The 10,181-nt window shown below is 66.0% G+C and carries 11 protein-coding genes; 9 read left to right on the top strand and 2 right to left on the bottom strand.

Going from position 1 to position 10,181, the window contains the following annotated elements; genetic code table 11:
* Positions 1 to 35: 35 nt before the first annotated feature.
* From ACKAE7_RS08635 to ACKAE7_RS08615, 5 genes are all read left to right on the top strand, one after another.
* The gene (locus ACKAE7_RS08635) at positions 36 to 1,442 is read left to right on the top strand and encodes a hemolysin family protein (protein WP_408978952.1); all 1,407 of its coding nucleotides are present in this window, start codon (positions 36 to 38) and stop codon (positions 1,440 to 1,442) included.
* Positions 1,439 to 2,509 (top strand): hemolysin family protein, encoded by a 1,071-nt coding sequence (locus ACKAE7_RS08630; RefSeq protein ID WP_408978951.1) that lies wholly within the window; start codon positions 1,439 to 1,441, stop codon positions 2,507 to 2,509. The genes ACKAE7_RS08635 and ACKAE7_RS08630 overlap by 4 nt, the downstream gene beginning before the upstream one ends.
* A gap of 133 nt (positions 2,510 to 2,642) precedes the next feature.
* Positions 2,643 to 3,632, top strand: coding sequence for a metal ABC transporter solute-binding protein, Zn/Mn family (locus ACKAE7_RS08625; protein ID WP_408978950.1), 990 nt, complete (start codon positions 2,643 to 2,645; stop codon positions 3,630 to 3,632).
* On the top strand, positions 3,629 to 4,444 hold the full coding sequence (locus ACKAE7_RS08620) for a metal ABC transporter ATP-binding protein (protein WP_190610080.1): 816 nt from the start codon (positions 3,629 to 3,631) through the stop codon (positions 4,442 to 4,444). The genes ACKAE7_RS08625 and ACKAE7_RS08620 overlap by 4 nt, the downstream gene beginning before the upstream one ends.
* On the top strand, positions 4,444 to 5,322 hold the full coding sequence (locus tag ACKAE7_RS08615; RefSeq protein ID WP_408978949.1) for a metal ABC transporter permease: 879 nt from the start codon (positions 4,444 to 4,446) through the stop codon (positions 5,320 to 5,322). Before ACKAE7_RS08620 ends, ACKAE7_RS08615 begins: the two co-directional genes overlap by 1 nt.
* On the opposite strand, the gene ACKAE7_RS08610 is transcribed toward ACKAE7_RS08615, so the two are convergent.
* Positions 5,319 to 5,783: a Fur family transcriptional regulator gene (locus ACKAE7_RS08610; protein WP_188811828.1), complete on the bottom strand. Its 465-nt coding sequence runs from the start codon at positions 5,781 to 5,783 to the stop codon at positions 5,319 to 5,321. The genes ACKAE7_RS08615 and ACKAE7_RS08610 overlap by 4 nt on opposite strands.
* Before the next feature lie 94 nt (positions 5,784 to 5,877).
* On the opposite strand from ACKAE7_RS08610, the gene ACKAE7_RS08605 reads away from it, so the two are divergent.
* Complete coding sequence (locus tag ACKAE7_RS08605; protein WP_190610084.1) at positions 5,878 to 6,534, top strand: MBL fold metallo-hydrolase; 657 nt, start codon at positions 5,878 to 5,880, stop codon at positions 6,532 to 6,534.
* On the opposite strand, the gene ACKAE7_RS08600 is transcribed toward ACKAE7_RS08605, so the two are convergent.
* Positions 6,531 to 7,574, bottom strand: coding sequence for a PLP-dependent cysteine synthase family protein (locus ACKAE7_RS08600; protein ID WP_408978957.1), 1,044 nt, complete (start codon positions 7,572 to 7,574; stop codon positions 6,531 to 6,533). The two genes, ACKAE7_RS08605 and ACKAE7_RS08600, sit on opposite strands and share 4 nt — an antisense overlap.
* Positions 7,575 to 7,710: 136 nt before the next feature.
* Here ACKAE7_RS08600 and ACKAE7_RS08595 point away from each other — a divergent pair, with 136 nt between their 5' ends.
* Genes ACKAE7_RS08595 through ACKAE7_RS08585 form a run of 3 tightly spaced genes read left to right on the top strand, consistent with a single transcriptional unit; the run spans position 7,711 to position 10,174 of the window.
* A complete protein-coding gene (locus ACKAE7_RS08595; protein ID WP_408978948.1) occupies positions 7,711 to 8,607 on the top strand; it encodes a sulfurtransferase in 897 nt (298 codons plus the stop codon).
* Positions 8,604 to 9,752, top strand: coding sequence for an NAD(P)-dependent alcohol dehydrogenase (locus ACKAE7_RS08590; protein ID WP_408978947.1), 1,149 nt, complete (start codon positions 8,604 to 8,606; stop codon positions 9,750 to 9,752). Before ACKAE7_RS08595 ends, ACKAE7_RS08590 begins: the two co-directional genes overlap by 4 nt.
* The gene (locus ACKAE7_RS08585) at positions 9,749 to 10,174 is read left to right on the top strand and encodes an HIT family protein (RefSeq protein ID WP_188811838.1); all 426 of its coding nucleotides are present in this window, start codon (positions 9,749 to 9,751) and stop codon (positions 10,172 to 10,174) included. The genes ACKAE7_RS08590 and ACKAE7_RS08585 overlap by 4 nt, the downstream gene beginning before the upstream one ends.
* The last annotated feature ends 7 nt before the right edge of the window (positions 10,175 to 10,181 follow it).

Genomic DNA, 10,181 nt, shown 5'->3' with positions numbered 1-10,181 from the left:
TGCCGTTCAGCACCGCCTTCCAGGAGGGATGCTGAATGGAATGGCTTCTCCTTGCAGCAGGCCTGCTGCTGATCGCCGGCACGGGTTTCTTCGTGGCGGTCGAATTCTCCCTTATTGCCCTGGACCAGCCCACGGTCCAACGTGCCATTGACGACGGCGACGCCGGCGCTGTCCCTTTGCTCACCTGCCTGAAATCGCTGTCCACGCAGCTGTCCAGCTGCCAGCTGGGCATCACTCTGACAACGCTCCTGACCGGCTATGTGATGGAACCCTCGGTGGGACGCCTCCTGGAAGCCCCCCTGGCCGCCGTCGGACTTCCCGACGTCGCCGTCGCTTCGGTCTCCCTGGTCCTGGCCATGGTGCTCGCCACCCTGCTCTCGATGCTCCTGGGCGAACTGGTGCCCAAGAACATGGCCATCGCGCTGTCCTTCCCGGTTGGCCGGGCGCTCGCCCGGCCCCAGCTGATGTTCACGGCCGTCTTCAAACCGGCCATCGTGCTGCTCAACGGGTTCTCCAACAAGGTGCTGAACGTCTTCGGACTGGAGGCGAAGGAAGAAATTTCCGGGGCCCGGACACCGGCGGAACTAGCTTCGCTGGTGCGCCGGTCCGCGGCCATGGGAACGCTCGACGCCGGCACTGCCAACTTCGTGGCGCGTACCCTGAACTTCTCCGCCAGGACAGCGGCTGACGTCATGACGCCCCGCATCCGGGTGGAAACGATCGATGCCGGCCAGCCCGTGTCGGATGTCCTCAGTGCTGCACGCCGGACCGGATACTCGCGGTTCCCGGTGATTGGCGATTCCGCCGATGACATCCGGGGTCTGGTCCACGTTAAGAAGGCTGTGGCTGTGCCGTGGGACCGCCGCCAGAACCTGGAGTCCGGTGCCATCATGACGGAGGTGCTGAGGGTCCCCGAGACCATCCACCTCGACGCCCTGCTTGCGGAACTCCGCGAGGGCAACCTCCAGCTCGCCGTCGTCCTGGACGAGTACGGCGGAACCGCCGGCATCGCCACGCTCGAGGACCTGGTGGAGGAAATCGTGGGAGAGGTGGCCGACGAGCATGACAAGGTCCGCCCTGGACTCCTGCAGAGTGCCTCCGGGGACTGGTACTTCCCTGGCCTGCTCCGCCCGGACGAGCTGTCCGAGCAGATTCCCCGGCTGAGCGTCCCGGACGAAGCCGCCTACGAAACGGTGGGCGGATACGTCATGAGCAAGCTGGGCCGGATCGCCGTCGTTGGGGATACTGTCCCCGTTGGCGGCGGTACGCTGAGCGTCACCAGGATGGACGGGCGCCGCATTGACCGGATCTGCTTCCGGCCGGCTGCCGACTCCGACGACAACGACCGGGCGGACAGCTCCCAGCGGGACGACCATTCCAGGCAAGACGACAAGTCCACACGTAACGGCAGGAACCAACGCGACGACAGGGCTGAACGATGAGCGACTGGGCCGGAATCGTCTGGCTGGCTGTGCTGCTGCTCGGCAACGCCTTTTTTGTGGCCGCTGAATTCGCAGTCATGTCCGCGCGGCGCAGCCAGATCGAACCGCTGGCCGAGGCCGGGTCCAAGCGGGCGCAGACCACCCTCCGCGCCATGGAAAACGTGTCGCTGATGCTGGCGTGCGCCCAGCTTGGCATCACCGTCTGCTCCCTCCTGATCCTGCTGGTGGCCGAACCGGCCATCCACCATCTCCTCGCCGTACCGCTCGAGACGCTCGGCCTGCCCAAGGAAGTTGCCGATGTGGCTGCGTTCGCGGTGGCGCTGATGCTGGTGACGTTCCTGCATGTGACCTTCGGGGAAATGGTGCCAAAGAACATCTCGGTCAGCGTGGCTGACAAGGCGGCGCTCCTGCTTGCCCCGCCGCTGATGTTCGTTGCGCGGCTGGTCCACCCCGTTATTTCGGTCCTCAACTGGTCGGCCAACCACATCCTCAAGCTCCTTCGGATCGAGCCCAAGGATGAGGTGAACTCCTCCTTCACACTGGAGGAAGTGCAGTCCATTGTTCAGGAGTCCACCCGACACGGGCTGGTGGATGACGACGCCGGGCTCATCACCGGCGCGCTGGAGTTCTCCGAATACACAGCCGCGGACATCATGGTTCCCCTGGAGAAGCTGGTCATGCTCCGGGCCGCCACCACTCCCGTGGAGTTCGAGAAGGCCGTGAGCCGCACCGGATTTTCCCGGTTCCCCATGCTTGACGAGGACGACATGCTGTACGGCTACCTCCACGTTAAGGATGTACTGTCCATCCCCGAGCAGGCCTATGAGCGGCCCATCGCCGAGAGCCGCATCCGCTCCCTGGCCAACCTGGCGCTGGACGATGAGATCGAGAAGGCAATGTCCGTTATGCAGCGCACCGGATCCCACCTTGCACGGGTGATCGGACCCGATGGCAACACCAAGGGCGTCCTGTTCCTGGAAGACGTGATCGAGCAGCTCGTCGGCGAGATTCGGGATGCAACCCAGGCCACGGGCATCCGGCGGCTGGGGCAGCCCAACGGGGGATAGCGGAACGGTGCCCTTCTCCGGCGTGCGGAGGGCACCGTCGCCATGGCACCCTTCTTTTCTAAATAGGAATCATTCCCATTTAGGTATAAACTGGGATGGTTGTTTTTGCCCCTCCCCACTGAATGAGGTTTCCGTGCGCCGTCCCGCCGCTGCCCGATCGTCCCTCGCTGCCCTTGCCGGGCTCGGCCTGCTCCTTACCGCGTGCAGCCCGCAGGCGGAACCCGCTCCGGGAGCCGCCGACGGAATCAACATCGTGGCCTCAACGGACGTCTATGGTGACATCGCCAAAACGATTGGCGGCGACAAGGTCAGCGTGACCGCCATCATCACCAAGACCAGCCAGGACCCGCATTCCTACGAAGCCACCGCCCAGGACCGGCTTGCGGTCTCGAAAGCCGACCTCGTTCTCGAAAACGGCGGCGGCTACGACGACTTCATCCACACCCTGGCGGAGGACAGCGGCCTTGACGACGCGAAGGTGCTCAACGCCGTCGAACTTTCCGGCCTGGCGCACCCTGAGGAAGAGGAAGCCACCGCGGACGCCCCGCCGACGGAACCCGCGGCAGAGGACGAATCTGGCCACGACCACGGCGAGTTGAACGAGCACGTCTGGTACAGCCTCCCGGCGGTGGAACAGCTGGCCGATGAGATCGCCGCCAAGCTGGCCGAACTCGAGCCCGCCTCTGCCCCGACATTCCAGTCCAACGCCGCGGCTTTCAAAGCCGGCATAGAAGAACTGCACGGAAAGCTGGACGCACTGAAGGCTGCTTCGGCGGGTGCCCAGGTGGCCGTAACTGAGCCGGTGCCGGTATACCTCCTGGCGGATGCCGGGCTGGTGAACGCCACGCCCGAGGACTACACTGCTGCGATTGAAGAGGGCTCGGACGTCCCGCCGGCAGTGCTCAAGGCCGCCACGGACCTTGTGGCCTCGAAGTCGGTGCGCCTGCTCGCCTACAACAGCCAGACCGAAGGCCCGCAGACGGAGTCGCTGAAGAAGGCGGCAGAAACTGCGGGGGTTCCGGTGGTTGACTTCAGTGAAACACTGCCGGAGGGCAAGACGTACCTCCAGTGGATGACGGACAATGTGGACAACATCACCAACGTTCTGGAGACAAATAGTTGAAACCCGTGGTCAGCCTCACCGGAGCGTCCCTGAAGTTCGGTAAGCGGGCGCTCTGGGAGGATCTGGACCTGGACATCATGCCTGGCGAGTTCTTCGCCGTACTGGGTCCCAACGGAAGCGGCAAGACCAGTTTCCTGAAGGTCCTGCTGGGGCTCCAGGACCTTCACCGGGGGCAGGCCATGCTTGGCAGCCGCCCGGTGGAACGCGGCAGCAGCCTCATCGGCTACATACCCCAGCAGAAATCGTTCGCCCCGGACACCCCCATGCGGGCCCGGGACCTCGTTGGCCTGGGCGTTGACGGCCACCGGTGGGGCCTGCGTCTGTCCCCGGGCAAGGCCAACCGCAAAATCGACCAGCTCCTTGAACTGGTTGGGGCCACGGAATACGCGAAAGTTCCGGTGGGTCAGCTGTCCGGCGGCGAACAGCAGCGGCTGCGGGTTGCGCAGGCACTTGCCACGGATCCCCAGATCCTTCTGTGCGATGAACCCCTGCTCTCCCTGGACCTCCACCACCAGCAGGCGGTCAGCGCCCTGATCAACAAACAGTGCCGTGAGCAGAACAGTGCCGTGGTTTTCGTGACGCACGAAATCAACCCCATCATCGATTACGTGGACCGGGTGCTGTACTTGGCCGGCGGCCGCTTCAAGGTGGGTACGCCCGAAGAGGTCATGACCACCGAGGTCCTGTCCGACCTTTACGGAAGCCATGTTGAGGTGATCCACGCCAACGGGCGCATCGTGGTGGTGGGCCTGCCGGATGCCACCACCCACCACCATGCACCTGCGCATGTGCTGGCAGGAGAGGCAGCCTGATGGACGCGGACAGCATTCTCGGCGCGATCTTCAGCTTCGAAAACTACGGCGAACTCCTGGTGCTGGTGCAGAACTCCATCTGGGCCGGTGCCGTCCTGGGCCTCCTGGGCGGCCTGGTGGGGACCTTCGTGATGAAGCGCGACCTGGCGTTTGCGGTGCACGGCATCTCCGAACTCTCCTTCGCCGGGGCCGCCTTTGCGCTGCTCATCGGCGCCGACATCGTTTTTGGATCGCTGATCGGATCCGTCACCGCGGCGCTGCTGCTGGGCCTGATGGGTGTCCGGGCCAGGGACAAAAACTCGATCATCGGCGTCATCATGCCATTCGGGCTGGGGCTGGGCATCCTGTTCCTGTCCCTGTACGAAGGCCGGGCCGCCAACAAGTTCGGCCTGCTTACAGGACAGATCGTCTCCGTGGACACGGTCCAGCTGCAGGCGCTTGCCGGAACGGCCGTGGTGGTGATGGTGGCCCTGGTGGCCATCTGGAGGCCCTTGAATTTCGCCAGCGTGGATCCCGAACTTGCCGAGGCCCGCGGGGTTCCGGTGCGGACGCTTGCCATCGTCTTTATGGTCCTGCTGGGCGTCAGCGTGGCCCTGTCCATCCAGGTGGTGGGAGCCCTCCTGGTCCTGGCCCTGCTGATCACGCCCGCCGCGGCCGCGCTCCGGGTGACGTCCTCTCCGGTCGCCGTGGTGCTGCTCAGTGTGGCATTTGCGATGACCGCCACCGTGGGCGGGATCCTGCTGGCACTGGGAGGACGCATTCCCATCAGCCCCTATGTCACCACGCTGTCCTTCCTGATCTACGTGGTGTGCCGGGTGGTTGGCTCGGTGCGGGCCCGCAAGGGAATCAACGGGCGGGTCCTGGCGGGAGCGGCTTAAAGGCTGCCGGCGGCCTTGCGCGCCGTGCAGTCCGGACACAGGCCGAAGATCTCCACGGTGTGCGCCACCTCTGTGAACCCGTGCTCTGCGGCTGTGCGCGCCGCCCAGGTCTCCACCGCCGGAGCCTCCACTTCCACTGCCTTGCCGCAGTTCCGGCACAGCAGGTGATGGTGGTGTCCGGTAACGGCACAGCGGCGGTACACGGCCTCGCCGTCGCCGTTGCGCAGTACATCCACCAGGCCCTCGTCCGCGAGCGACTGGAGAATCCGGTAGGCGGTTGCCAGTGAGACCGAAACGCCCTGGTTCTGGAGGATCCGGTAGAGCTCCTGGGTGCTGACGAAATCATCCAGTTCATCCAGGGCCGCGCTGACGGCCCTGCGCTGCTTCGTGACGCGCTGCTCCTTGCCGCTCCCCGTCCCCGGGGACGACGTGGTGGAATCAGCCTTGGCGCCGACGGGCATGGGTGGACTCGCTTCCTCAGGATGGTGGCAAAGATCCAGATTACCAGCCGGAGCTTCGTGGACATGGTCCCGGGGCGGACCCTAGGCTGGCGCTATGAAGCTGACGAAGTACACCCATTCCTGTGTCCGGCTGGAAAAAGACGGCAGGGTCCTGGTCCTGGATCCGGGCAACTTCTCGGAATCGGCTGAGGCCCTGCAGTCCGCTGAAGCGGTCCTGGTAACGCACGAGCATGCCGACCACATTGACGTTCCGGCCGTGGTGGACGCTTTGCGCGCAAACGCGGGACTGGCGGTCTTCGCCCCGGCGCGTGTTACCGGCCAGCTGCAGGACAAGGCCACCGGCGAAGCCGCGCGCATTCACGCCGTGAACCCGGGCTCCACCTTCCAGGCGGCCGGTTTCACCATCCGCAGCTTCGGCGGCCAGCATGCCCTGATCCACCCGCAGATCCCCATTGTGGCCAACATCGGCTACCTGATTGACGACAATGTCTACCATCCGGGGGACTCCTTTGTGATCCCGGACGGCATCAGCGTCAAGACGCTGCTGGTTCCCCTCCACGCGCCGTGGAGCAAGGCAGCCGAGGTGCTGGACTTCGTGATCGGCGTCAGGGCGCCGCGCGCATTCCAGATCCACGACGGGCTGCTCAACGAGAACGGCCTGAGGGTTGTGGAAGGCCATGTCCAGCGGATCGGTGCCAAATACGGCACCGAATACACGCACCTGGCAGCCCGGGAGTCTGTGGAGGTCTAGGCCGGGTCTCCGGTCCAGGTGCCCGTGTCCATGAATTGCCGGAGGACCGCTTCGTACGGCGCAGGGTCCAGCCCCTGGGCGGCCAGCCAGTCCTGGTTGTAGTAGTTGCCCGCATAGCGTTCACCGCCGTCGCACATCAGCGAAACGATGCTGCCTGAGCGGCCCGTGGCCACCATCTCTGCCACCAGCTGCCACACACCCCAGAGGTTGGTCCCAGTGGAGGGGCCGGCGTGGAGTCCCGCAAGGCCGTGGAGGTGGCGCATCGCGGCCACTGACGCGGCGTCCGGCACCTGCACCATGCGGTCGATCACGGACGGCACGAAGCTTGGTTCCATCCGCGGCCGCCCGATTCCCTCGATCCGGGACGGCAGGCCTGCCGGCGCGCCGGAAGTGCCCCGCCAGCCCGGGTAGAACGCCGAATTTTCCGGATCCACCACCAGCAGTTGTGTTGGGTAGCTGTGGTAGCGGAGGTACCTGCCGATGGTGGCACTGGTTCCGCCGGTGCCGGCTCCCACCACGATCCACTGGGGTACAGGGTGTTCCTCCAGCGCGAGCTGGCCAAAGATCGACTCGGCAATGTTGTTGTTTCCCCGCCAGTCAGTTGCCCGCTCGGCGTAGGTGAACTGGTCCATGTAGTGGCCGTTGCAGGTCTCCGCGACCTCCTGGGCGGCCGCGTACACCTCGAACGCGTGCTCCACCAGCAGGCAGGACCCGCCGAACTGCTCGATCAGGGCGATTTTCTCGGGACTGGTGGTGCGTGCCATCACGGCAACAAAGGGCAGGCCCAGGAGCTGCGCGAAATATGCCTCGGACACAGCCGTGCTGCCGCTGGAAGCCTCCACGATGGTGGTGTCCTCCCGGATCCAGCCGTTCACCAGCCCGAAGAGAAACAGGGAGCGGGCCAGCCGGTGCTTGAGGCTGCCGGAGCGGTGCGTGGACTCGTCCTTGAGGTAGAGGTGGACGCCCCAGTGCTCCGGAAGGGGGACAGCGTAGAGATGGGTGTCGGCGGAGCGGTTGTTTTCTGCCCTGATCTTGCGCATTGCCTGGTCCGCCCAGTCCCGGTCCGAGGTGTACCGGCTGGCGCTGTGCTCGATCTTCACCGCACCAGCCTACCCGGGGCTGTAAGGGCTGCCGTTAGAGTGGAGCCGTTGGCCCTACCACCGCTGGAGGAGTGCAGTGAACCCCCTGATGGATGTTGCCGGGCTGCAGGCCCGCCTTGCGGATCACCGGCGCACGGTACTGCTGGATGTGCGTTGGGCGCTGGGCGATCCCCACGGCTACCGCCACTACCTGCAGGAGCACCTGCCGGGTGCCGTGTTTGTGGACCTGCAGACAGAACTTGCTGCCCCTGCAGTTCCCGAACGGGGCCGCCACCCGCTGCCGGCGGCCGAGGATTTCGAAGCGGGCGCCCGGCGCTGGGGCATCAACGACGGTGACGTCGTGGTGGCCTACGATGACAGCGGCAACATGGCGGCGGCGCGGGTGTGGTGGATGCTCCGTAACGCCGGGCTGGCGGAGGTATACCTGCTCGACGGCGGCCTGGCCGCCTGGCGTGCCGCGGGGCTTCCGCTCGAAGCGGGGCCCGTTGTTCCGGAGCCCGGCGGTGTGCATCTGACGAACGGGAAGATGCCGGCCATCGACGCCGCCGCAGCCGTTGCCTGGCCGGACGCGGGCCTCCTGCTGGACGCACGGGCGGGGGAGAGGTACCGCGGCGAGTTTGAGCCCATCGATCCGCGGGCCGGGCATATTCCCGGGGCTATCAGTGCGCCGACATCGGAAAACGTGGACGGCAACGGGCGGTTCCTGGCCGCTGGCGCGTTGCGCCGCCGGTTTGAGTCGCTGGGTGTCCGCGACGGAGTGCAGGTCGCGGTGTACTGCGGATCCGGGGTTACTGCCGCCCATGAAGTCGCAGCCCTGGAAATCGCCGGATTCCCCGCTGCACTCTATCCGGGCTCCTTCTCGGAGTGGTCCAACAACCCGGCCCTGCCCGTGGCCACCGGGGCTGAACCGGGCCGCGGCAGCGGATGGCCGGGTGGCACCACGCCTCCGGGCAAGGGTAGCGTCGCACTATGACTCCAGGACGCCCCGTACCTCCGCCCCTTGCACACCCTGCCACCCCTTTGACGGCGGCGTCCGGCGGAGGCGTTCCAGCGGCCGCTTACGGCGCAACGTCCCCGGACAGCGGGTTGGTGCCGCTGACCCTTGCCCGGCACACCCCCCAAGCCGACGACGTCGAAATAGCCATCGAATTCTGCGGCCTGTGCCACTCGGATGTGCACGCCACCCGCGGCGAGTGGGGCGGCAGTACCTGGCCGCTGGTGCCCGGACACGAGATCGTGGGCACCGTCAGCCGGATGGGTTCCGCTGTTGTGGACTTCGCCGTGGGTGACCGGGTGGGCGTGGGGTGCATCGTCGATTCGTGCCGTCACTGCGAAAGCTGCCTGGACGGCCTTGAGCAGTACTGCGAAAACGGCATGACCGGCACCTACGGTGCCGTGGACCGCCGGAACGGTGACGCCGTTACCCAGGGCGGCTACTCCTCGTCCATCGTGGTGGACCGGCGCTACGTCCTGCGGGTGCCGGAATCGCTTGACCCTGCCTCCGCTGCGCCACTGCTCTGCGCGGGAGTGACGACCTTCTCCCCGCTGCGGCACTTCGAGGTCGAAGACGGCGATGTTGTGGGCGTGGTGGGGCTGGGCGGCCTGGGCCACATGGCCGTCAAGCTTGCCAAGGCCATGGGCGCAACGGTGGTGGTGTTCACGACGTCGGAGGCCAAGGTTGCGGCCGCCCTTGAGCTCGGCGCGGACGAGGTTGTCCTGTCCCGGGACGAGGACGCGATGGCCGCAGCCAACCGCACCATCGATCTCATCATCGACACCGTGGCAGCTCCGCACGACCTCAACCCCTACTTCCGGACACTCCGCGTTGACGGTGCGCTCTTCCAGCTGGGGCTCCCCTCGGAGCCGATGCCGCCCGTCAACCCCGGCGCACTGATCCGGCGCCGGATTGCCTACGCCGGCTCCCTCATCGGCGGCATTGCAGAAACGCAGGAGATGCTGGACTTCTGCGCGGAGCACGGAGTGGCCGCGGAGATCGAGATGGTCCGCGCCGACCAGCTCAACGAAGCCTACGACCGGATGGTGGCAGGCGATGTGAAATACCGGTTTGTGCTGGACACCAGCACCCTGCACGCACCCGCCAAGGAGGCACACGCATGAGCACACTGTTTACCAGGATCCTGAACGGCGAAATCCCCGGCCGCTTTGTCTGGCGGGAACCGGAGGTAGCTGCCTTCCTCACCACCGGGCCGCTCGCGGACGGCCACACGCTGGTGGTCCCCACCGAGGAAGTGGACCGCTGGACCGACGCATCCCCGGAGACATTGGCCAAGGTCATGGAAGTGGCCCGCCGCATCGGCGCGGTCCAGGTGGAGGTCTTCGACGCGGCGCGGGCAGGCCTGATTGTGGCCGGCTATGAGATCAACCATCTCCACGTGCACGTCTGGCCTTCCCGGAGCATGGCCGAGTTCAACTTCGCCACCGCGGACCAGAACCCGGCCCCGGACGTCCTGGACGCCAATGCGGAGAAACTCCGCCAGGGCCTCCGGGCTGCGGGATACGGCGAGTTCGTCCCGGCCTGATTTCCAG

The sequence above is a fragment of the Pseudarthrobacter sp. NKDBFgelt genome, assembly GCF_046097905.1.
In the GTDB taxonomy this organism is placed as follows: domain Bacteria; phylum Actinomycetota; class Actinomycetes; order Actinomycetales; family Micrococcaceae; genus Arthrobacter; species Arthrobacter polychromogenes.
Note: the sequence above shows the minus strand (reverse complement) of the source record. Positions and strands in the feature narration are given on the sequence as shown.